This is a genomic window from Paenibacillus sp. 01L418 (genome assembly GCF_056400045.1).
On sequence record NZ_JBFTSN010000029.1, the window covers coordinates 1 to 22,992 of the forward strand.

A 22,992-nucleotide genomic window follows, 5' to 3' on the forward strand; every position below is an offset into this window, starting at 1 on the left:
GTGTAACTGTTCCTGTGAATGCCTTTGCTGCTTCAACGATCTTGCGTGCTGGTCTTGCATGTATGCCAAATGGATTTTGTATAACAAAGCTGTTTTTCATCGTTTTTCACTCCTAATATGTTTGTTGTTACATTATTTTTTTAATTTCGTCTTTCAATTGCTCGGACTGCGTGCCGAATATAACTTGCACTGCGCCCTTGCCTAAACGGATAATGCCTGCTGCGCCCATGCCCTTGAGCTGTGTATCATTGACAATCGATTCATCCTTTACGACTAAGCGAAGACGTGTAATACAAGCATCTAGACCGACGATATTTGAAGATCCGCCGAGCGCATGCAGCACATTTTCTGCTTTACTGCCAGATGCGGCTGCAGTCTTTTCTTTGTTATCGGCTTTGTCCTCGGCTGTCTCATCTTCGCGACCTGGCGTCTTAATATTGAATTTGACGATGATAAATCGAAATAAGAAATAATACACGACGGCAAAGGCAAGGCCCACCGGAATAATGAGCAGCGGATTCGTCGCGAGCTGATAATTGATCGCATAATCGATAAAGCCTGCTGAGAAGCCAAACCCATGCCTAACCTCCAGCTGGTAGAGGATGAAGCCGGATAACCCCGTTAAGATGGCATGAATGACAAATAGAAACGGTGCTGCGAACATAAAAGCAAATTCAAGCGGTTCTGTGATCCCTGTCAGGAATGAAGCGAATGCCGTACCAATAAATATGGAAGCAACGAGTTTGCGCTTCTCTTTGCGAGCTGTGTGGATAATTGCAAGCGCGCCTGCTGGCAGTGCAAACATCATAATCGGGAAGAAGCCAGTCATAAACATGCCCGCTGTTTTGTCTCCAGCGAAAAAGCGATACAAGTCACCGTGCACTACTTTTCCTGTTGCATCTGTATAGTCACCGATTTGGAACCAAGCGATGGAATTAATAACATGATGCAAGCCGGTAGGAATAAGCAGTCGGTTTGCTGTAAGAAAAACGAAGGAGCCGATTCCGCCAAAACCAACGACCCAGCGGCCAAAAGTATCCAGCGCTATTTGAACAGGACCCCAAACAAGACCGAGCAAGAGAGCAACGATAACCATAACGAGCGAGGTTATGATAGGGACAAATCGTTTGCCGCTGAAGAAGCCAAGCCAGTCGGGCAGCTTGATCGTATGGAATCTTTTATATAAGTACGCTGATATCAAACCAGCAATAATACCGCCAAGGACGCCCATGTTGAGTTCAACATCTTTTCCAACAATGTTGGTAAAGACGAGCGGCACTTTAATTTGAACGGTTACAAGCACTTGGTAAGCGATAACGGCAGCCAGTGCGGCAACTGCATCACCAGCAAGTCCGATGGCAACACCGACGGCAAATATGAGCGGTAAGTTATCGAAAATTGCGGCGCCGCCAGCAGCAAGAAACGGTGCGATGTATTGATTAATAAACTCTCCTGCGCTGCCCATGTGAAAGTCTTTCACATAGTCAATATTACCGAAACGAAGCAGGATGGAAGCCGCTGGAAGAGCGGCGACTGGAAGCATTAATGCTTTACCTATTTTTTGTAGGAAGGCTAGCATAGTTATTCGTCCTCTTTTCTTATCCAAGTGTAGGGGTGCTTCTTTAGCCGTTCATAGTTGCCTTAAGCAGAAGCTCCTTGCCAGCTGTAACAGAACCGCTGGTAAGCAAGTGTTCCAATTGCTTCACATCATCCTCGTTTGCGACAACGATAGGTGTGATGGATGGATAACCTGCGGCTTCGATTTTAGCGCGATCAAATGTTATAAGTGCATCACCGGCTTGAAAGGTGTCACCTGAAGCTACATGAGCCTCAAAACCATCGCCATTTAGTGCTACAGTATTGATACCGATGTGAATGAGAAGCTGCAGGCCTGATGCATGCTCAATAATAATGGCATGATTGGTATGAATAAGATGAGATACAGTACCATCGAAAGGAGCGACGATTGTCCCTTCAGACGGCTCAATCGCAAGTCCGTCACCCATATGTTTGCCTGCGAAAGCTTCATCAGGAACAGCAGTTAACGGTACGACCTTTCCTGACAAGGGTGCTGATACTTCAATTATTTTTTGTTTTGACTTTCCAAAAAGTTTAGATAGCATAATAATATCCTCCTAGTGTTGGTCTGCTTGTTTAATAAGTTGCCCTACCGGTACATTGTGAATTCCAGAATAAACATGAAACGATAAAAACCCTATTTCTTCTTCCGGGATGCCGACGTGGAATTGCTCACTTATCCACTCAGCCAATYTGGCGGCAATTTCGAACTCTAAAGGAAAGCTCTGTTTCGTCTCGTTTAGAAAGGGATTTACAATATCCATGCCATTGTAAAGCCGATAAAGAGCAAATTGGATGTGGCTCGGCAGTGTGAAATATAGTTTCGGGTTTACTTCGACACCCGTTTTCTGCTTGATGTAATCGGCTATTCGCTCTGTCATATCAATGATGGTTGGATCGATTTCTTCAAGATACGTGTGATATTTCTTCATTTGTTCGGAATCATCCAAACGAAATCGTTTTTCTATGCGGTTATCGGTTCGATCAATGATTTGTCCGGCTTTAAGACTGAACCCTAATCCTTTGCCAAAAATGACGTATTCTTTCTCTGTTTGAACATCAATTGTTAATAACACATTGTTGCCGATTACGCGTTCAACCCGAAAGGCGCGAGCCATACTTGAAATCCCTCCTTTGTCATTAAGGTGCCCATCTGGCAAAAAAAAGAGCCAAGAAAAGAAAACCGTTCTAAAAGGAAATTAGAAGGTAATCAGTTCTTGGCTCATGCCTCTTTTAGTGAGTAACACGCCAATTTCATATGATTGATCGTTTTAATCGATAAAATGATGTTGAACACCATTCATTTGAATATTAACATCATAAGAATGTAAAACGCTTTCGTCAAGAGGGTATTCACTTGAAAAATATCACTTTCATCATTTTCAATAACCGTCAGTGGAGTGTCCGAGCTCCTCAGAAAGCTCCATTCCTTCTTTTGCTGGCGTTGTTCCAACGTGTTTTGAGCTGTTGCCGAGCTTATCGGTTGTGTGTAGTCCTTCCTTCACACGTTTGCCATATTCGGGATCCGCTTCTGTGAAATGTTGAATCATTTGATCACGAATAACTGTGCTGCATGTGCTGAGTGCATCTACCAAATTTTCGATGAGCTCATCCTTCTCCCAGTCCTCGAATTTACGATAGGTCTCCCCAGCTTGTTTGAAATTGTTTTGGCGATCGATAGGCTGTTTTATAAGTTTTGCGGAATAGGAGGGCTCATGAGGCTCACCCGACTTTGGAGCTTCCGTTAATCCGCCCATTGTAGACGGCTCATAATTGACATGCGGATTTTGGCCGGGTGCAATATCGATATAGAAAGCCATTTGCCCGTCACGCTGATTGGTCGCAACACGTTTCTTCGGTGCGTTGATCGGCAATTGAAGGTAGTTAGAGCCGACGCGGTGGCGCTGAGTATCGGAATAGGAAAACGTCCGGCCCTGCAGCATCTTATCGTCAGAGAAATCTAGACCATCAACGAGTACGCCTGTGCCAAAAGCCGCTTGCTCGACTTCTGCAAAGTAGTTTTCCGGGTTTTTGTTTAAGACCATCTTCCCAACGGGCAGCATCGGGAATAATTCAGGGTCCCAAAGCTTTGTGTCGTCCAGCGGGTCAAAATCAAGCTCTTCATGCTCGTCATCGCTCATCCACTGCACTTGTAATTCCCAAGCTGGATATTCACCACGTTCGATGGCTTCATATAAATCTTGGGTTCCGTGATTGAAATTTTTCCCTTGAATTTGCTCTGCTTCGCTTTGTTTTAGGTTGCGAATGCCTTGAAGCGGCTCCCAATGGTATTTGACGAGTACGCCTTCGCCTTCTGCATTAATCCATTTGTATGTATTGACGCCGGAGCCCTGCATTTGCCTATAGTTTGCGGGTATTCCCCAAGGCGAGAACAAAAAGGTAATCATATGGGTAGCTTCCGGCGATTGAGATACAAAATCAAAAAAACGTTCCATACTTTGTACATTGGTGACTGGGTCGGGCTTGAATGCATGAACCATGTCAGGAAATTTCATCGCATCCCGTATGAAAAATATTTTCAGATTGTTGCCGACAAGATCCCAGTTGCCATCTTCAGTATAAAACTTGGTAGCGAACCCGCGCGGATCGCGCAGCGTTTCTGGTGAATGGCCTCCGTGAATAACGCTGGAAAAACGAACGAATACGGGCGTACGCTTGCCCGGCTCTTGAAATAGCTTGGCTCTCGTATATTTTGCAATCGGCTCTTCGCCAAGCTTGCCGTAAGCCTCGAAATAACCGTGCGCACCTGCGCCGCGGCCGTGCACAACACGTTCTGGAATACGTTCTCTGTCAAAATGAGATATTTTCTCGATGAAATGATAGTTCTCCAGTGTCGACGGACCACGATTGCCAACGGTACGAATATTTTGATTGTCTGAGATCGGGTGACCTTGCCGATCAGTTAATGTCGAATCTGGTGTCTCATTCGTCGCCATGATGTTTTCATCCTCCAATTTAATGCAATTGATATTTCTAGCGTGTAGTTTAAGTCATACAAGTTTTTATTATTCATACATTAGATATAGTAATGAAATGCTATTTTTGCTCGAAAAATGTGAAGATTATGGTATGATAGAACCATATTTGTACAATAAATGATGGATTTGCTTACGAATTGAATGTTTAATTACAAAGCGTGCAGGAGGATCATATGTTAAAATTTAGTCTTTTAATATTTTTATTTTGGTTGTTTGGCAATCCGTTTATAGCCATTCTTGTCATGCTTCTCCTGCTGTATGTGCTTGATCGTCGGTTTGTCGGGTTAATGCCAAGCATATTTAAACCACTAAAAAGAATATCAAGAATAAAAAAACTGAAACAGCAAATTGATCGGTCGCCAAATGATGTGTCCTCCAAGCATGAGTTGGCTCGTCTTTTAATTGAGAGAAAGAAGTATAAAGAGGCTTTGACATGGCTTGTCCCGCTGCAGCCAATGCTTGATGAATCAGCTGAATTTTGGGATGACTTAGGGACTAGTTATTTATATACCGGTGATGAGGAAAATGGGGTAGCAAGCATACTTCGGGGGCTGGAGCTTAATCCACGCGTCAAATACGGTGCACCATACTTGAATCTAGCGGCTCATTTCTCGAATGGCCAAACAGAGCAAGCGCTTAAGCATATCCAATCCTTTCAATCGATAAACTCCTCATCTTGCGAGGCATATGATCAACTTACTATGATATATAAGAAATTAGGCAATACGGCTGAAGCTAAAAATGCCATTGAAGAAGGACTTCGAATTTATCGTATGCTTCCTCGTTACAAAAAGCGGCAGGAGCGCAAGTGGGCTGTTCGATTGTTTTTCAAAAAATGGACGGTTTAATCTAGAACGAAATACTAGCGCTTTGGTTGATATTCATGTATTTGTAATCATTTGTTAGTGATTGTCATATTGTCGTTTAGTTTAGGATGATCCATAATGGAAGCTATAATAAATAGAAGGGCAAGATGCTTGAGATGCAACGCAACATTTGGCTTGTGGCGATTAGTATTATCGTCGTTTTAKTTTTATTAAATAATACGGCTTATTATTTTCTCACAAAAAAAACGCTGGAAGATTCCTTTAATKAAGAGCTTCTAACACATGCCAAGCGGCTGGAGATTTCGCTCGAGCAATCCCGCGAAGGCTCGGAACAGTTTCAAAACCAGATTGGACGTGAACTTCGCGCCGCCTCGATTGCAATTCAATATGCGCTTGATCCCGATATTGAGAAAGTAACGACGGAGCAGCTCATGGAGCTGCGCGATAAGCTGGACCTAAGCCACATTACCCTTCTCAAAAAATTGCCTGATGACATTGTTTTATACAAATCATCCAATGCTAAGCAAACCAATATTAGTACAAAAGAATGGAAGCCATGGTACGAGGTGTTTAACCAGCTATTCGAAAACAAAAATGCATCGGTAAACTGGCTTGGACAATCACTTCCGAACTTCTGGAGCGGACCTTATGAGGTATCTGCAACAAATGTGGATAAGCTTAACAAATGGGGTTACTACTACGACGGAGCTACAAACTATATTATTGATCCTTATGTAGATTATGAGCGACAACAAAAGTATGAGAATGCGACAGGTGTTCACCGCATGATTGAAAATTCAATTCAAAGCAGCGATTCATTGCTTGAAATTGCTTTTATTAATCCGGAGACATTTCCTGATGGGAAAAATACGATTAATCCGCAAGGCGAGGTTCAAGGCCATAAAGTGCAGGAACCGATCTTTTATGGCACGTATAATATTAAATCAAAGCAGGATACGAATTTAGTCCGCAAAGCTTACTTTTCTAAGAAGACGGTCACGTTAAGAGAGAATATCGGCGGAAAAGAGATTTTCAAAATGTATATTCCGGTATTTGTTAATGAGGATGGTATTAATATTACCGATCGTGACGGTCAGCCTATGAATAGCTATGTGCTAATGATGACCTCTGATTATCATGTCATTCAGGATAAACTGGACTCTCAGTTTCTGAATTTGGGCATTATCATTTTAATTGTCACCTTTTTCAGTTTGTTGATAGCTGTATTTGCGATGAGATATTACAGGCATTCTCGCGACAAGGTTGTTCGCGTCACGCAGGAGACCTATGTGGAAGAGATTAATCAAATGTTCCAGTCTATTCGAGCGCAGAGGCATGATTTCTTGAATCATGTCCAGACCATTCACTCTCTCGCAGAGCTTAACAAATCGCATGAGCTCGTTGCTTATACGAAGGAGCTGACCGGTGATATTCGATTAATGAACGATATTATCAATATTGGCAATCCGGCCATAGCAGCTTTGGTTCGTTCCAAAATTTCACAAGCGGAAAGCAACAAAATTCAATTTAGCTGCTCCTTTACCGGACTGAATATGCAGGAAATGGGCGTTAGAACGCTTGATGTCAATCGTATGCTTGGCAATTTGATCGATAATGCTTTTGATGAGGTATTGAAATACTCGGAGGATCGACGCCATGTTACGCTTATCGGCAAACAAACGGCGGATATGCTGGAATTTACGGTAACAAATAATTGTGACGATGCGGAGCTTGCCATTTCGAATCCTATATTTGAAGCGGGTTATTCCACTAAGCAGCAGGATCATCAAGGCTTAGGCTTATCGATTGTAAAAACGATTGCGAAGCAATATAAAGGTGATGTTTATGTGGCTGCAGAGCCGGCTGGGAAATTAACGTTTACTGTGAAGATGCCATTATAATATTGTTTTGCGCCTTGCCGAGCGGAGATCTTCGCCGGTAAGGCTTTTTTTTTTTTTTGCTGCTGCTTATTTCATTTGCAATTGTAATCCAGCTTTTAACGTCAAATGATGGCACCAGCCTTATTGGCTTGGTATAATAGTAAGAATGCAAGTGAACGGAAAGGAAGCGGGTGAATGTCTATGATGCACCTCAATGAAAAGCTGCACGCGCTAATTGAGCAACAACTGAACGTCCATGTTGAGACAACGATTATGAAGCGGGGCTGGCATTATTACATGGAAGGTAAAGTGAACAGCGCGAATGAGGGAAGCCATGATCATCTTTATGGGGTCGTGCAAGGATCGGATCTTTATGCGGTCATCCTTGATGCTGGTCAGCTGCGTTATAGCTCATGTACTTGTCCCTATACAGGATTTTGCAAGCATATGGCTGCTGTTTATTTTCAATATTGCAGTCAGCAGGAGGGGGGACATACACTGGCGGAGCGATCCTATTTTCGCTTGCTGGGGTTGTCTTCCGCGAGTGCGCTGCTCAAAAATACACAGGCTGCTGCACCACCTCCCGAAGCAGCGCCTGCTTTGCCTCGCGAGCCCGGTGAACAAGCTTCAGCTGAGGAGTGGCTGGAATGGATGGAAGCGACACATGGCGACGTATGGCGGAAATGCCGGCACTCTCTCCATGCGCTTCAACCATTATTGTCCTCATTAAAGGGGCTTGCTAAGGATTGGGAAAAAAGGATGCAGCGTTTGCATTGGTCAACAGCCATCATCTTTGTGCTGGAGCAAGCAGAGCGAGCGATTAATACGGTGGACTCGTTCAGCAGATATTATCATGAAATGTCGTTCATCCGGATGGCAGAGCCTTGGGTGGAGCATTTATATACATTGGTATCCGAGCTAACTCCCGAAGCAATGGAGCTGCGGGAAGAAGCTTGGGCGGATGCATTAATCGCTCGAGTGAAAGTATGGGCATCGAGTACCGAAAAGCAGCTTTTTGACTGGGAGTATATCTATTTAGTTTTATGCGAGAAGCTTTCAGAGAGCCGCAGCTGGTTTGAGCGGGAGTTAGCTTCGATGGTTGAGCTGTCGATGAATGAAGATGTCGAAGACGTCAATAAGGCATTTTTGCATACTGCGATTGGCATCATGTATTTTTTTGACAAACAGGATGAGAAGGCAATTGCTCATTTTGCATTAACAAGCTTTGAGCGCTCTCAGAAAGTGATGTATCCTTGCGCCGCACAGCGGATGGAAGAAGGGAAATGGGAGCTTGTAGAGCAGTGGATGAGCTTCTTGTTCGAGCGAATCAATAAATTGAAAAATGGCCGTTCGGTGGGACCGTTCGTTACATTATGCCGAAGAGCAGATCTTGACCGGCCTGAAATGCCGATATGGACCGATTATATGAAGCAATTGCTGCCCCATTCTTATTCAGAATTATCTGACCATTGGCTCGACCAGAAGCGTTATGATGAATGGGCTGATTTACAAATGCTGATTGGATCAAGCCCTGAGGATGTCGGCGCTCATGCGCTTCGAGAAATTGCTAAGCTTGCGCCTCGCGCGCTAATGCCCATGTATCATCAATCGGTTGAATCGTCCATCCAATCACGGAACCGTCAAGGCTACCGAATTGCGGTTAAGCAGCTTAAGAAGCTGGAGCGGTTATATAAAGCGGATAAAGATGAAGTGAGATGGAATCAATATATTTCTGGACTTGTAAGTAAGCATCAGCGATTGCGAGCATTTCAGGAAGAGCTGTGGAAAGGGAAAATAGTTACATGAGAACTTACATTGGCGCGCGCAAGTTGACGATAGACGGATTTTGGAATGAAGAAGAGGGTACGTCCATTTGGTTAAGCGCTGTCGATCGAAAGGATTCTGCGGATGGCAAGCTGCGATCCTTATTGTTCGCATGGCACAAGGCATCTTGGTATGGAGCGGATGTCGAGGAAGTCAGTGTAGGTGAGCGTAAGATGCTGAAGGTTCCGCCGCTCCTTGCCATTGATTATTTATCCTCGCCTCAGCATGTTCGCCTGCTTCAAGTAGAGTGGACGGAGCGTTTGACGGTCTTGATGCAAATGGCAGAGTTCATAAGAATTGCGCTTCTTAATGGTTGGTATATGCCTGATTGGGAGCGTTGGACGGAAGAGAAGCGAAGCTGGAGAATGGCTATTCCTGAGCAGGATACCGAGCGCAACCAGCAATGGAGTGCTATTGTAGCAGCTGCTAATCAGAACGGCGATAAAGGAATTGAACAGTGGATTAGCGGAGCAATTGAGCAAATGATTGAAGAAAACGAACAGGCTGCACAGGCTTGGAGGGAAATAGGCAATGCTTCTGGAGAAGCGGTGCTGAGGAGAAAAGCAGTTGATGAGGAAGATTGGCTCATTGCCATTGGGCTTAGGAAGGATGTCCTTCCATTCCGAATTGCGCTTCAGCTAGTGGAGCCGCAGGAGTCATCCATTTGGAGGCTTCGACCCGCTCTGCAAAATCGTGATGGTGGACCGTGGCTGCCTATTCGCCAGAATATTAGTCAGGATGGCTGGGAAGCGGATACGGATGATGGACAAATCATTCCGCAAGAATGGCTTCCGCTTCTAGATGGCAAGCTGGCTAAGGAGCAGCAGAAATGGATGAATGCTCTTCCTGATCTAACAGAAGCGGAAAACGACGGCAAGCTAAGATACACCTTATCGGATAATGAAGCATGGAAGTTTCTTGAGCATGCAAGCGTTCAACTGCTGGAGGCAGGTTGTCCGGTCTTATTGCCTAGCTGGTGGGAAGCGGTTCGTAATCGCAAGCTTCGTTTGAAGGCAAAGATGAAATCTTCAGTAGGCTCAGCGGCTCAGCCCATGTTTGGACTTGATCAAATCGTACAATTTGATTGGAAGCTGGCTCTTGGTGATGTGAATTTGACCGATGCCGAATTTCTGCAGTTGGCAGAGCAAAACCGTCGTCTCTTCAATGTCGGCGGCGAATGGGTTCATTTGGACCCACAGGATGTGACGCAAATTAAACAGTGGCTGAAGCGGATGGGTAAACGCAAAGGACTATCATTCCGTGATGTGCTGGAAATGCATTTAAGAGGCGGCATCCCGCTCGATGACAGCGGTGAGCTTGATTCGTCTATGGACACGGAAGTTGAGCTGAATGACCATTTAACGGCATGGCTCACGCAGCTGCAGCAAATTAAGGAAATACCGCAGGCGGAAATTCCAGCTACGTTTTTGGGAGAGCTTCGACCATACCAGCATGAAGGCGTATCGTGGTTGCTTTTTCTTAGGAAATTCGGGCTTGGCGGTGTGCTTGCAGATGATATGGGACTCGGAAAAACGATTCAATTTATGGCTTACCTTGTCTATATTAAGGAGAAGAAACTTCAAATGGGAGGGCCTTCGCTGCTTATTTGCCCAACTTCAGTAATAGGCAACTGGGAGAAGGAGCTCGAGCGTTTTGCACCTTCGCTTAATGTCATGCTGCATTACGGCAACAAACGGGAGAAAGGCGAATCATTCCGCGATTCCGTTTCAGGGGCAGATTTGGTCATAACTTCTTACTCCTTGGCACAGCTGGATGAAGATGATTTGTGTTTAGTGGATTGGGATGCTCTTTGCCTCGATGAAGCGCAAAATATTAAAAACGTATATACAAAACAATCTACAGCAATAAGGAGGCTGCCTTCGAATCATCGCCTGGCTCTGACAGGAACGCCGATGGAAAATCGATTGACAGAGCTCTGGTCGATTTATGATTTTATAAATCCGGGTTATCTTGGCAATATGACCGAGTTCCGCAAGGAGATCGTCACACCGATAGAGAAAACACGAGATGAGAAGCTTATTGCTGGCCTTCAAAGCTGGGTAAAACCATTCATGCTGCGAAGAATTAAGAAGGACCCTTCGATTCAGCTGTCTTTGCCGGATAAAAATGAAACGAAGCTGTATATGACGTTGACAGCTGAACAAGGCGCGATGTATGAAAATTTAGTCGCAGACCTCCTTGAGAATTTGGATAAACTAGGTCCAATGCAGCGCAGAGGGCTCATTCTTGCAGCTTTAACCAAGCTGAAACAATTATGTGATCATCCTTCCCTGCTTAATCATGAGGATACCGCTGCTTTATGGGAAATAGAACGTTCGAATAAAGTAGCAAGGCTGCTTGAAATGTGCGAGGAAATAGCTGCCGAAGGTGAACGCTGCCTTATCTTTACCCAATATATCGATATGGGGCACCAACTGAAGCAGCTGCTTGAGGAGCGAATAGGTTTGCCGGTTCCTTATTTGCATGGCGGCGTGCCTAAGGTGAAGCGGGATCAAATGATTGAGCAGTTTCAAAATGCGGAGGAGCCGTGCTCTGCATTTGTCCTTTCACTAAAAGCGGGGGGAACGGGTCTTAATCTGACCGCTGCAAACCATGTTTTCCATTTTGACCGGTGGTGGAATCCTGCCGTTGAGAACCAAGCGACCGACCGGGCATTCCGAATCGGCCAGACGAAAAAGGTTCAGGTGCATAAGTTTATTACACTCGGAACGCTTGAAGAGAAGATCGACGAGATGATTGAGCGAAAGCAGTCGCTTAACGATCAAGTGGTCGGTCAATCGGAGCAGTGGATTACGGAAATGTCTACTGAGGATCTTAGGGAGCTTTTTGCACTGCGAAAAGGCTGGCTAAAGGGATGAGGGATATAATTGTCGGATGGCAGTTTACGTGCTAAGCAAGAAAAATTGCAGCTTGAAGCTCAAATAACGAATAGGGAAGATAAAATATCACATAATGAAAACAATATTATAGTGGAAAATAACCATATACAAGGTTCTATTCCAGAGTGGCAGCGATTTTATGAGGTTGTTAGAGGGATAACGAAGGATATGCGTCACTAAAACGTAAGATTAATTTACATAGCCCGTCGGGAAAAGTAACCCGACGGGCTATAAGATTTTATCCCTCTTTTGAAAAATGAGAGAATTGTCTCCCTAACTCGTCGTTTTTTTGACCTCCTTTGAATTGGTTCTGCAGGACTATAATAAATGTGCGAGGCAAACAAGCAACACCATAAACGAGGAGGTCTTCCCAATGAAAAAGAGATCTACACTAATTGCCACTACGCTGCTTTCCCTTATGATTGTCGCATCGGCGTGCGGCGGTAACAATGCTGGTAAAGGAAATGAAGGCGCTGCAACAAATGCCCCAACGAATGCAGCAACGGATGCTCCAGCAACCGATGCACCAGCAAAGGACGTAACATTGTCCCTTCGACACACTCAAATTAAAGAAACAAGCAAAACTCGTTTGAAAATTCTTGAAGATGTTGTTGCAAAAACACAAGACGAAAATAAAGGTCTTACTTTCAAGCTTGAAGGTATTGACGAGATCGTTAACCGCGATCAAAAGCTGAAAGCTGAAATGGCTGCTGGCAACCCTCCTGATATTTTTGAAGTATTCGGTGGAGCAGACCTTAACCTTTATGTAAAAGCTAACCGCATGCTTGACTTGACACCAATCATTGCAGAACTTGGTCTTACAGACAAATTTGCAAGCTTGGACGAGTTCACTGTAGATGGCAAAGTTTATGGCCTTCCTTTCGGCGGCTATAGCGAAGCGATTTTCTACAACAAGAAAATTTTCTCTGAGCTAGGCTTGGAAATTCCTACAACTTGGACGCAATTGGTTGAAATCTCCGAAAAAATCAAAACAGCTGGCTACACACCACTTGGTTTGGCTGCTAAAGACGGCTGGGTAAACGGTATGCTTTGGAACACAGTTATGGAGCGTAACGTTGGTATCCAAGCATTCAGCGATGTTGTTGCTGGTACTGCAAAATGGACTGATCCTAACTTCGTTAAAGGTCTAACTTCATATGCTGAGCTTGTTAACAAAGATTTCTTCACTAAAGGTGCTCTAGGTCTTGCTTATGCTGATCAAGGCGCGCAATTGCTTTCTGGTAAAGCTGCAATGGTATTCACAGGAACTTGGGATGCTAACCGCTTCTCAGGCGACGAAGCTGGCGATCTTAAAGGTCAAATCGGTTACTTCGGCTTCCCGTCAATCGAAGGCGGCGCTGGCGACCAAACATCAATCAACGCATCATACTCAAACGGCTTTGGTTTCTCTGCTACGCTAACTGAAGATCAAATTGCAGCAGTTAAGAAATTTATCGCTAACTTCTATTCCGAAGAGGTTCAAAAACGTACTTTGGTAGAAGACAAATTGCTTCCTTCTTTGAAACTAAGCGATCTATCTGGTGTTGACCCGCTTACAACTGAAATCTTGACGGTTATGGCTAACGCTTCCAGCTCATGGAAAGCTTATGATGCAATCGTTCAACCAGCAGTAGGCGCTGACATTAACGTTGGTATTCAAGAGCTTATCGGTAAAGTAAGCACACCAGAAAAAGTAGCTGCAAAAATTCAAGCATCGCAAGATAAAGCGAACGCAGCTAAGTAATCGCAACACATTACATTCGATCCTGCTATGCAAGAGGGTGTGCTTCCTTCCTGGAGGGCACCCTCTTTTAACGCTAGGACAAAAGGAGGACATTATGAACAGAGCGCTCAAAAATCCGATTACTTACGTGGCGTTCATTATTCCGACGCTTGCTTTATATGCTTTGTTTTTTGTTTATCCCGTTATCGTATCTTTTTTTTACGGTTTCTTTCGTTGGGATGGCATTACTGAGAAGGTGTTTATCGGATTTGATAACTTTACGAGATTGTGGCAGGATGAAGTTTTTAGAAAAGCACTTTTAAACAACTTTTATTTCATGGCGTTTTCCCTAATCGTGAACATTCCGCTCGTCTTCTTGATTTCGATCATTATTAGTAAAGTTAGACGGATGCGTGACTTTTACAAATCGGCCGTATTTGTGCCGGTTGTTATATCGACGGCTACTGTAGCCATTTTGTTCGGTGTTTTGTACAACTATGATTCAGGAATGATCAATCAATTAATTCGTCTTGTTGCACCAGAAAGCTGGGCGCGCGAATGGTTGTCTGATCCTAAGCTTGCAATGCTCTCGATTCTTATCGCGAATGCATGGCAAAATATCGGCTTCTTCATAGTACTTTGTTTGGCAGCAATTCTAAACATTCCGAAAGAAATTATCGAAGCTTCTAAGCTGGATGGCGTAACCGGCTGGCAAGAAACATGGATGATCACATTGCCGCTTGTAAGACCAATCCTATTTGTAATGCTGCTTCTTTCTGTTTCGGGAACGATGAAGGTGCTTGATATCGTACAAATCATGACGAACGGCGGTCCTTTCCAATCCACAGAAGTTATGGCGACTTATATGCTTAAAGTTGGCTTCCGCTCTCTTGAACTTGGATATGGCAGCGCGATCGGTGTTGCGATGTTCATTATTATTTTGATTCTTACGGGTATTTTACAGCGCATCACAAAAAGCGAGGAGGTGCAGTACTAATGGAACGTTCCCGAGGCACACAATGGTGGATGCATACATTTTTAATGGGGTATGTTGCAGTAGTGCTCTTCCCTCTGTTATGGTTATTCATGTCATCATTCAAAACAAACCGTGAAATAACAGTAAATACATGGTCTTTGCCAACTAGCTTTAACTTCGATAACTATATCGCTGCTTGGGAAACGGCTAATATTGGTAAATATGCGCTGAATAGTACAATTGTAACCGTTGCAGCTTGTGTATTGACGCTCCTTTTTGCAGCGATGACCTCATTTGCGATTGCGCGGATGAAATACACGAAGATGAATAAAGCTGTTTATAATTTCATTTTACTTGGCCTAATCGTCCCAGCGGGTGCATTGTTTATCCCGTTGTACCGTTTAATTCAAAAGATCCATTTGTTTGGACAGCCATTATATGATACACATTGGTCATTAATTTTGGTATACACCACATATGCTTTGCCGATAACCGTGTTTATTATTTATGCATTTATGCTTTCGATTCCAAATGAGCTTGAGGAAGCTGGCATTATGGACGGGCTAGGCGCAAGCGGTCTGTTCTTCAGAATTATTATTCCGATTTCGATGCCGGCACTAGTTACTGTATTTATTTTAAATTTCATTGGCAACTGGAACGAATATATTTTGTCCCAACTATTTATAACATCTGAATCACTCAAAACACTGCCAACAGGTATGGCAACCTTTAATGATGGCTATCGCACAAACTTTGCATCGCTGTCTGCTGCGGTAATCATAAGCATTATTCCGGTCCTGGTTGTGTATGTGTTCTTGCAGCGTCAAATCATTGAAGGTATGACTGCAGGCAGTGTGAAGGGATAAGAAAGAAGGAGCCTCCTAGATGAACTTGAGACCGAAATTGATGCTTGCATTCATATTTCTGATCGTCATTCCGATGATTGGCCTCGGCATATTCTCATTTATTAACTCTGAGACGCTGCTGGAGAAAAAGTATAGCGAGCAAACCGAAATTTCGCTCAGGGCTGTAGGAGGCAATATTCATTATTTCTTTCGAGAGCTTGATCAGCTATCCGATGGTAATTTAACGAGCACAGAGGTGCAGGAAACACTGAAATACAGCTCGTATAATTCCAATGATGCCGGTACACTCATTCAAATTAACCAAGCAGAGAAAGAAATGAAACGGATTTTGTTCCAACACCCTGCTGTCAGCTTTGTTGTGCTGTATGCGAAGGATGGGACGATGTTCCGCTCTTACCGCAACGATCCGACGACGTTCAAGCCTATTTCCTTTGATATGCTCAAACAGCACTCTGTCTATAAGGATGTTATGAATCTTGGCGGACGTCCGCTTTGGATTGGACCTTATGAACAGCGTGAGCTGACAGGTGTTGAACCACCTCTATTTACACAAATTCGAGTCGTTAAGGACATTGAGTCATTTAATGATTTGGGCGTAATGATTACGCAGTACAAAACGGAAGAAATATCGAGCATGCTCAAAACCTTTCAAAACCCGCAATCCAATGCAGCTGAAACAAGATACCTCATTGTCAATAAAGCAGGCCTTATTATGCTAGACAGCAAAAAAAAGATGGATGGTCATAATATAAATGAACAGACCGATTCATTGCCGCAGCACACGAATAACTACAACAGCTCGCGAGAAAAGTTTGAAGGTATAGACAGTCTTGTTTCTTCCTATCAATTGGATCGCAATGGTTGGATACTTGTGTCCATAAAGCCATGGGATTCACTTACTAACGAAAATGTTCGGTTTGTCCAGTGGATTGGGATGATTACGGTCCTTGGTTTGCTATCAGCGGTGTTGTTCAACGTCTTTTTTGTTAACCGAGTAGCGAAAACGATCATTAAAGTTGTTCGTAAAATGAGATTGGTTGAGCAGGGATTACTTGATATTCGAGTAACCGCTCAAGGTAAGGATGAAACCGTTCTACTGGCCAACAGCTTCAATAGTATGGTTGAGCGAATCGGCAATTTGCTTAGTGAAGTGCGCAGAGAGCAGGCACGTAAGCAGCATGCGGAAATGATGCTTATGCAGGCACAGATTAAACCGCATTTCCTATTTAATACGCTTGAATCGATTAATGCTCTTGCAGCACAAAATGAAGGCGCAAAAATTATGTTGATGGTGCGCAGATTAAGCAATTTGCTTCGCACAAGCATGCATCAATCCGAAGAAATAAGGATCAGCCAAGAAATTGAGCATGTCCGCAGTTATTTGGAAATACAGAAATACCGCTTCGAGGAGCTTTTCTCATACGAATTGAATGTCCCGGCAGAAGCACTTGATTTCTCCATACTAAAGCTTTCGCTTCAACCGCTCGTAGAAAATAGCATTCAGCATGGGTTTGATGGTTATGAAGACGGACAAGGCAGGATATCAATTGATGTAACTGCTGAGCCTCATCAGATCGTCATTATGGTTCGTGACAACGGATTAGGCATGAGCTCCAGAGTGCTGACTAAGCTGTCAGCAGAGTCAGACTCTGAAAGCAAGCAGACGGATGCTGCGCAAATGGGTGAGAGAAGAGGACTTGGATTACGAAATGTTGCAGATCGCTTGCGCATACATTATGGTCCTGCGTTCGGTTTGTGGATTTGTAGTCAAGAAGGCAGCGGGACCGTTATTCGCTGTGTAATTCCGAAGAGCAGAGGTGATCAGCTATGACGGGTAAAGTACTCCTAGTTGACGATGAGGCACATATTACGAGAAATTTAGAAAAAGTTATTCCCTGGGAAATGCTAGGGCTTTCCGTTGGCGGTACAGCTAAAAATGGTGTTGAAGCGTTAGAGCTTATGGAGCAGCAACACTTTGATTTATTGCTGTGCGATATTCGCATGCCGGTTATGGATGGTTTGGAGCTTGTTCGGCATATCCGTGATAAAGCGATGGCTTGCGATATTATTATGCTGTCGGGATATCAGGATTTCGCTTATACACGAACAGCAATTCAATTTGGCGTCAATGATTATGTGTTAAAGCCTATACCTTATGATGAATTGACTGGTGTTATTGCTAGAGTAATGTCTACTCAGCGCAGTAAGCAGAAGCTGCAGCAGGAAGAGAAGCAGAAGCTTGGCCGGATGATCGATCTCGCTAGCGAGAAAATTTTGTACGATATTATTATGGATTATACCGATGTTACTGCAGATAATTGGCTCTTGACCGGAGATGAACAGCAGCTCAAGCGGCAGCAGTTCGTCTTAATTGTGCTTGATCTTGATGTAAGCTCGGAGAAGACAAAGGATTGGCGTGACTGGTCCGATAAGGAAAGAAAGCTGTGGAATTTTGCTGTATGTAATGTACTGCGTGAGAAGCTGCAGCAAAATGGGCTGCATCATGCGGTCATTCAAATTCGAGATGGTGAGTGGTGTGTACTCATTGAAACGGAGAAAACGGCTGAATTTGATATTGCCTTCATTAAAAACTGGGCAGACATGTTGTTGTCTGCGATTAAGAGCCATGTAAAGCTGAATTTATTTGCAGGTATTTATCATAAGTTTGCAGCGGTTGCTGACTTATCCCAAGCCTATAAGCTAGTACAGCAAGGGATGCAGCTTACGCCTGTTCATGACATTATCGCTATTTATCCATCCGCTCAGCAAAAATCATCGCAAGCAGATCAAGCGTTTTGGGATACTGCGGAGAAATTAATTGGAGCGGTTAAACGCGGGGATACGATAAGCGTAGACAGCGAGCTTCAAAGTATTACGCTGCTGTTGCAGCGAATGAATGAGCCTTCATTAAATCGTGTGAAGCCGCTGCTTCATTTCTTTGTCCTGCATCTTATGCGTGAGATGAAAGAAATGGGCGTATTTACTCGCGAGCAAGAGGATATGCTTTGGCGCAGATTGGATCGCCGCTTTGGCATTAAGGATTTATTATCAGTTATTCGTCAAGTTACGAATACGGTCTCGGAGAAATCTATGGATAAGAAAAAGCAATCGGAACGTTCAATGGCTGAAGCGAAAGCCTTTTTGGACCGCAATCTTTATCGCGATCTAAGTGTTGAAGAAACGGCAACTCATGTCGGTTTAAGCACCTCTTATTTTAGTTTATTGTTCAAGCAGACTTTTGGCGAAACGTTTATCGAATATGTAACGCGGCAGCGGATGGAGCGCGCGAAGGCAATGCTTGGGGAATCACTCAAGAGCGTTGCACAAATCGCGAAGGAAGTTGGTTATGCGGAGCGGCGATATTTCACAAAAGTATTTATGAAATATACAGGTGAGAATCCTACCGATTATCGTACGAGACGGCAAGAGGGCGGACAACATAACGAGGCTTTGAATGAGCCGTCGTAATAGGGTTGATAAGTGAAGGGACGGGGAAGCATTGACGACAACGCGTGAGTGGGATAACTGGAGCTTGAAGAAGAAGGTTGGACAATTATTTGTATTTGGTTTTCATGGCTTTGAGCCAACGGCGCAAATCAAGCAGTTAATTGAAACGAGCGGCATTGGCGGAACGATCTATTTTTCCCGCAATGTGAAGGATGCTAAGCAGGTGCACAAGCTTAGCGGCGAGCTTCAAAGCATCGCAAGAAAAGCTGGCAATCCGCCTCTATTCGTAGCGATTGATCAAGAAGGCGGCATGGTTGCAAGACTAGTTGACGGTGTAACGCTTATGCCGGGCAATATGGCACTTGGTGCAACCGGCGATAAGGAGAGCGCTAGAGAGACAGCATTTGTATGTGGTGAAGAGCTTCGTCAATTGGGTGTTACGATGAATTATGCGCCTTGTATTGATGTTAACAATAATCCGGATAATCCTGTTATTAATGTACGTTCGTATAGCGACCGCTCTGATGTCGTTGCGGAACTCGGAGCAGCCGCAGTAGCAGGCTATCAAGCTGCACGAGTTGCTGCGACTGTTAAACATTTTCCAGGGCATGGCGATACGGCGGTGGATTCCCATCATGCGCTGCCGATATTGCTGCATGGGCGTGATCGGTTAGACGCGATTGAGTTGAAGCCGTTCCTAGCTGCAATTGAAGCAGGCACGGATTGTATTATGACAGCGCATGTTTGCTTGCCGGCGCTTGATCCATCAGGCGTGCCGTCGACTTTGTCTGAGCCTGTCATCACGGGATTACTGCGCAAAGAGCTTGGTTATGACGGGATTGTTGTGACAGATTGTTTAGAGATGGATGCGATTGATAAAACCTATGGTCCAGAGCAGGGCGCTATTAAAGCGCTGCAAGCGGGAGCCGATATGGTACTGATCAGCCATACATTTGAAAAACAATGGGCTGCACTTGAAGCCGTTGTGCGTGCTGTTGAGAACGGTGAGCTTGCAGAAGCTCGTATTAACGAGGCGCTTAATCGGATTATGACACTTAAGGAGAAGCTTGTGCTTGAGGGGCCTTTGCTGCCATGGTCACAAGTGGAATGGGAAATTGGTACGGAAGTAAATCGAGCGGTTGCAATTAAATGGAGCGAGGCTTCAGTTACATTAGTAAAAGACGATGGGCCATTGCTGCCATTAAGCCGCGAGAAAAGCACGCTCGTATTGTGGCCCAAAATTGTCCCTGTTTCGGTGGCTGACGAAATGCTTTCAGGTGACGGCTCATTAGGTCACTTTCTTGGAGAGTATGGAGCTAATATCGTCGAGCGTCAAATGGATGATGATCATCCACTCGCTGATTTGGAAACATTCTCACAAATCGTCGTTGTCACTTACGACGCTTCCAAGCATCCGGTAGAGCGCGATATTGCACGCGAGGTCGTAAAATTGGCACCGGAGCGTACGATAGCTGTGTCGGTTCGGAACCCGCTTGATCTATTGCTATACCCGGAAGTAAAAACGTACATGGCAGTGTATGAGTGTCGTCCACTCGCGCTAGCTGCTGCTGCGAGAGTATTGTTAGGTGATCTTATGCCGCAAGGCAAGCTGCCGTTAGAAATATCGGCTGCATACCCATTCGGCTGGAGTGCTGCTGTTCATAGCTAATATAAACCAAAGCTGGGCCGCGAGATATATCTCGCGGCCATTTTGTATTGAAGACTTATTGTCCAATTAAATTGGAATAGGTTAAGTCATGCAAAATATAAGCCAGGAAAAAAACAACACAGTCATTCTCATAGCGATGCTGAACCTTCACCAGCTGGTTATAATAAGTATCAGCGTAATGAGGGTTATTTCGCATCTCAAGGCTTGCTTTGATTAAGGCGTCCAGCTTGTCGGAAATATCAACGAGTTCACCATTTGCATCTGCTGATTTGCTGTGTACTATGAATTCGGTCATATCTTCATGAAAAAACGATGGAAGCTTATTAATCATGAACTGAGCGGTTTCTTTCTCGTATTGCTCGAAAGCGTGCTTAATGTCTGGATTATTGTGCTTGAAATTCGATACAACATCGCCGGATAAAGCTTCAGGCAAATCATGAAGGGCAGCTTTGGCGAGCAGCTTATAGAGATCGATATTTTTATTGCCGAAGCGCTCGATTTCAAGCAGCCCATTAAACAAAGCAAGTGAAGCGACTCGGAAGGAATGTGTCGCATCATTGTCTGGAACGAGATTATAGCTGCCGTTCCATCTTTTTACGGTATCGAGATTCATAATGTATTGGATAAATTCATAAAAGCCATCATGTTTATCGTATTCATCGAGCAGCCAGTGTATGGATGGAAGCTCTGTGCTTCGCAGCACTTGTTCGAGCTCCTTATATTTGGCATGAAAAAAAGGATTCGTGTCATAACGAGATTCTCTGTGACAATACAAATAGGCATCCAGCGTATCGATGGCATCAACTAATCGTCCAATAGGTGAATCATCTTGCGCATGGACGATAAAATCGAATGCTTGAGCCTGTAGAGACTTGGATAGGTACGAGACAATCTCCTTGCTAAGTTCCATTTCGAAGTCTCGGATATGATTCATAACGAGCGATTCTTTTTTGGTGACATGCTTAATGGAGCCGGTGCCCGTGTTTTTGAGATCACCCCATAAGCATCTTCCTACAAGCTTCAGCTTATCTAACGGCTGCTTGAATATTTTTTCTTCAATAATACCAATCAAAATAGACAATGCAGCGCATCTAAAGCTATGAGCGGAGGCGTTATCCTCAAATCGTGGAGCATATTCGCTCCATCTAGGTACATATTGCATCCGAATGATCGTATTGGTGAATTTACCGTTTTTCATAAATCGGGCTCCTTTTTAGTCGAAGTTCAAGAGTTTCCGTTCATGTGCGGAGTGTCTATGTTATTATATAGCTTATGTACAAAATCGACTAGAAGAGGTAAATGAGGGAAAGATCATGCGTGAATGGGGTTTAGCTTTTAACCAGCAATTTGAGAGATGGATGTTCATCATTATTCCAGGATCGTTGATACTTGGCTTTCTATTTGCAACACAGCTTCAGCCTTTTATTGAAATGGTTCCTTACTTATTTGCCTATGTCACGCTAACGATGGCCATTGGCTGCGGATTAGGACAATTGCGAGAGGTACTGAAGCGGCCGGGCATTATGGGGCTTACCTTTTTGATTGCTCATGTCGTATCTCCGCTGGTAGCCTATGGACTTGGGGCACTCGCATTTGGTGCAGATTCGCCCTATGTGGTGGGCCTCGTTTTGTTTACGCTTATACCAATCGGAGTGTCTACCGTGCTATGGGTTGGCATGTCAGGAGGCAGTGTTCCGCTTATGCTAGCCATGGTTGTGCTCGATTCAGCGCTTAGTCCACTGGTAGTGCCGGCGGGTATCCATCTGTTTTTTGACTCCGCTGTTGAAGTGAAGGCAGGACCCATTATTGTTGATTTACTCGTTATTATTGTACTTCCTACGATCATTGGCGTCGCCCTTAATCAAATGAGCCGAGGACGTATTCAAAGTATCGTGCAGCCATTTACAGCACCGCTTTCCAAGCTTTGTTTCGTCGGTGTTGTCGCGTTAAATGCATCGGCTATTGCGCCTCATTTAGGAGAGCTGAAGCAGGATATGCTGCTGCTCGTTCCGATTGTTGTGCTGCTGGTTAGTGCTTGTTACGCCTTCGGCTACATTGGAACGGCGCCGCTTCGCAAACACGAGCAGCAGGTGACCGTTTCCTATGCAACAGGAATGCGCAACATTTCTCTTGGCATTGTGCTGGCGCTCGGTTATTTCAGTCCAATAGCTGCTGTGCCTGTTGTGTTGTCGATTCTTATTCAGCAGCCTTTAGCAACCGTGTACCATTATGTTTTACAAAAACTTAATAATCACAAGGGTAGCGAAAGTACTGCGACGCATGTACCATAAACGATGTGTGCA

At 44.3% G+C, this 22,992-nt stretch carries 17 protein-coding genes and 1 pseudogene; 12 read left to right on the forward strand and 6 right to left on the reverse strand.

Annotated elements, in window-relative coordinates:
- The 5 genes and pseudogenes from AC1DSE_RS06670 to AC1DSE_RS06690 form a co-directional block, all read right to left on the reverse strand.
- On the reverse strand, nucleotides 1-100 hold a 100-nt coding region (locus AC1DSE_RS06670), incomplete at its 3' end, for an HPr family phosphocarrier protein (RefSeq protein WP_477527521.1).
- Between the two features lie 27 nt (nucleotides 101-127).
- Complete coding sequence (gene nagE / locus AC1DSE_RS06675) at nucleotides 128-1,579, reverse strand: N-acetylglucosamine-specific PTS transporter subunit IIBC (RefSeq protein ID WP_477510627.1); 1,452 nt, start codon at nucleotides 1,577-1,579, stop codon at nucleotides 128-130.
- 43 nt (nucleotides 1,580-1,622) lie between these two features.
- Entirely contained in the window at nucleotides 1,623-2,123 is a 501-nt protein-coding gene (locus AC1DSE_RS06680) for a PTS sugar transporter subunit IIA (protein ID WP_477510628.1), read from the reverse strand.
- A gap of 12 nt (nucleotides 2,124-2,135) precedes the next feature.
- On the reverse strand, nucleotides 2,136-2,696 hold the full coding sequence (locus tag AC1DSE_RS06685) for a PRD domain-containing protein (RefSeq protein ID WP_477527515.1): 561 nt from the start codon (nucleotides 2,694-2,696) through the stop codon (nucleotides 2,136-2,138).
- A 264-nt stretch (nucleotides 2,697-2,960) separates the two neighbouring features.
- Nucleotides 2,961-4,526, reverse strand: a pseudogene (locus AC1DSE_RS06690) (catalase); the annotation flags it as partial.
- Nucleotides 4,527-4,750: 224 nt separating this feature from the next.
- Between AC1DSE_RS06690 and AC1DSE_RS06695 the strand changes: the two are divergent.
- The 11 genes from AC1DSE_RS06695 to AC1DSE_RS06745 all read left to right on the forward strand — a co-directional run bounded on the left by AC1DSE_RS06695 (nucleotide 4,751) and on the right by AC1DSE_RS06745 (nucleotide 20,689).
- Nucleotides 4,751-5,425 (forward strand): tetratricopeptide repeat protein, encoded by a 675-nt coding sequence (locus AC1DSE_RS06695; protein ID WP_477510630.1) that lies wholly within the window; start codon nucleotides 4,751-4,753, stop codon nucleotides 5,423-5,425.
- Nucleotides 5,426-5,550: 125 nt separating this feature from the next.
- Nucleotides 5,551-7,305, forward strand: coding sequence for a sensor histidine kinase (locus tag AC1DSE_RS06700; RefSeq protein ID WP_477527516.1), 1,755 nt, complete (start codon nucleotides 5,551-5,553; stop codon nucleotides 7,303-7,305).
- Between the two features lie 174 nt (nucleotides 7,306-7,479).
- Nucleotides 7,480-9,090 carry an SWIM zinc finger family protein gene (locus AC1DSE_RS06705; protein ID WP_441885945.1) on the forward strand — a complete coding sequence of 537 codons (1,611 nt, stop codon included), beginning with the start codon at nucleotides 7,480-7,482 and terminating at the stop codon, nucleotides 9,088-9,090.
- The gene (locus tag AC1DSE_RS06710) at nucleotides 9,087-11,987 is read left to right on the forward strand and encodes a DEAD/DEAH box helicase (protein ID WP_477510632.1); all 2,901 of its coding nucleotides are present in this window, start codon (nucleotides 9,087-9,089) and stop codon (nucleotides 11,985-11,987) included. Before AC1DSE_RS06705 ends, AC1DSE_RS06710 begins: the two co-directional genes overlap by 4 nt.
- Nucleotides 11,988-11,996: 9 nt before the next feature.
- Entirely contained in the window at nucleotides 11,997-12,188 is a 192-nt protein-coding gene (locus tag AC1DSE_RS06715; RefSeq protein ID WP_441885939.1) for a hypothetical protein, read from the forward strand.
- A gap of 193 nt (nucleotides 12,189-12,381) precedes the next feature.
- Nucleotides 12,382-13,752 carry an extracellular solute-binding protein gene (locus AC1DSE_RS06720; protein ID WP_076270207.1) on the forward strand — a complete coding sequence of 457 codons (1,371 nt, stop codon included), beginning with the start codon at nucleotides 12,382-12,384 and terminating at the stop codon, nucleotides 13,750-13,752.
- 94 nt (nucleotides 13,753-13,846) lie between these two features.
- Nucleotides 13,847-14,728, forward strand: coding sequence for a carbohydrate ABC transporter permease (locus AC1DSE_RS06725; RefSeq protein WP_477510633.1), 882 nt, complete (start codon nucleotides 13,847-13,849; stop codon nucleotides 14,726-14,728).
- Nucleotides 14,728-15,573 carry a carbohydrate ABC transporter permease gene (locus AC1DSE_RS06730; protein WP_076270205.1) on the forward strand — a complete coding sequence of 282 codons (846 nt, stop codon included), beginning with the start codon at nucleotides 14,728-14,730 and terminating at the stop codon, nucleotides 15,571-15,573. Before AC1DSE_RS06725 ends, AC1DSE_RS06730 begins: the two co-directional genes overlap by 1 nt.
- Before the next feature lie 19 nt (nucleotides 15,574-15,592).
- On the forward strand, nucleotides 15,593-17,404 hold the full coding sequence (locus AC1DSE_RS06735; protein WP_339204018.1) for a cache domain-containing sensor histidine kinase: 1,812 nt from the start codon (nucleotides 15,593-15,595) through the stop codon (nucleotides 17,402-17,404).
- A complete protein-coding gene (locus AC1DSE_RS06740) occupies nucleotides 17,401-19,041 on the forward strand; it encodes a response regulator transcription factor (RefSeq protein WP_477510634.1) in 1,641 nt (546 codons plus the stop codon). The genes AC1DSE_RS06735 and AC1DSE_RS06740 overlap by 4 nt, the downstream gene beginning before the upstream one ends.
- A 31-nt stretch (nucleotides 19,042-19,072) precedes the next feature.
- Entirely contained in the window at nucleotides 19,073-20,689 is a 1,617-nt protein-coding gene (locus tag AC1DSE_RS06745; protein WP_477510635.1) for a glycoside hydrolase family 3 protein, read from the forward strand.
- Between the two features lie 55 nt (nucleotides 20,690-20,744).
- Here the strand turns inward: AC1DSE_RS06745 and AC1DSE_RS06750 are convergent, their stop codons facing one another.
- Nucleotides 20,745-21,887, reverse strand: a complete 1,143-nt coding sequence (locus tag AC1DSE_RS06750; protein ID WP_076270201.1) for a YfbR-like 5'-deoxynucleotidase — start codon at nucleotides 21,885-21,887, stop codon at nucleotides 20,745-20,747.
- A gap of 115 nt (nucleotides 21,888-22,002) precedes the next feature.
- On the opposite strand from AC1DSE_RS06750, the gene AC1DSE_RS06755 reads away from it, so the two are divergent.
- Nucleotides 22,003-22,980, forward strand: coding sequence for a bile acid:sodium symporter family protein (locus AC1DSE_RS06755; protein WP_430061461.1), 978 nt, complete (start codon nucleotides 22,003-22,005; stop codon nucleotides 22,978-22,980).
- The last annotated feature ends 12 nt before the right edge of the window (nucleotides 22,981-22,992 follow it).

Coding starts and splice junctions, on each gene's coding strand:
- nagE (WP_477510627.1), bottom strand. CDS start 1,579: ATGCTAGCCTTCCTACAAAAAATAGGTAAAGCATTAATGCTTCCAGTC.
- AC1DSE_RS06680 (WP_477510628.1), bottom strand. CDS start 2,123: ATGCTATCTAAACTTTTTGGAAAGTCAAAACAAAAAATAATTGAAGTA.
- AC1DSE_RS06695 (WP_477510630.1), top strand. CDS start 4,751: ATGTTAAAATTTAGTCTTTTAATATTTTTATTTTGGTTGTTTGGCAAT.
- AC1DSE_RS06705 (WP_441885945.1), top strand. CDS start 7,480: ATGTCTATGATGCACCTCAATGAAAAGCTGCACGCGCTAATTGAGCAA.
- AC1DSE_RS06710 (WP_477510632.1), top strand. CDS start 9,087: ATGAGAACTTACATTGGCGCGCGCAAGTTGACGATAGACGGATTTTGG.
- AC1DSE_RS06720 (WP_076270207.1), top strand. CDS start 12,382: ATGAAAAAGAGATCTACACTAATTGCCACTACGCTGCTTTCCCTTATG.
- AC1DSE_RS06725 (WP_477510633.1), top strand. CDS start 13,847: ATGAACAGAGCGCTCAAAAATCCGATTACTTACGTGGCGTTCATTATT.
- AC1DSE_RS06730 (WP_076270205.1), top strand. CDS start 14,728: ATGGAACGTTCCCGAGGCACACAATGGTGGATGCATACATTTTTAATG.
- AC1DSE_RS06735 (WP_339204018.1), top strand. CDS start 15,593: ATGAACTTGAGACCGAAATTGATGCTTGCATTCATATTTCTGATCGTC.
- AC1DSE_RS06740 (WP_477510634.1), top strand. CDS start 17,401: ATGACGGGTAAAGTACTCCTAGTTGACGATGAGGCACATATTACGAGA.
- AC1DSE_RS06750 (WP_076270201.1), bottom strand. CDS start 21,887: ATGAAAAACGGTAAATTCACCAATACGATCATTCGGATGCAATATGTA.
- AC1DSE_RS06755 (WP_430061461.1), top strand. CDS start 22,003: ATGCGTGAATGGGGTTTAGCTTTTAACCAGCAATTTGAGAGATGGATG.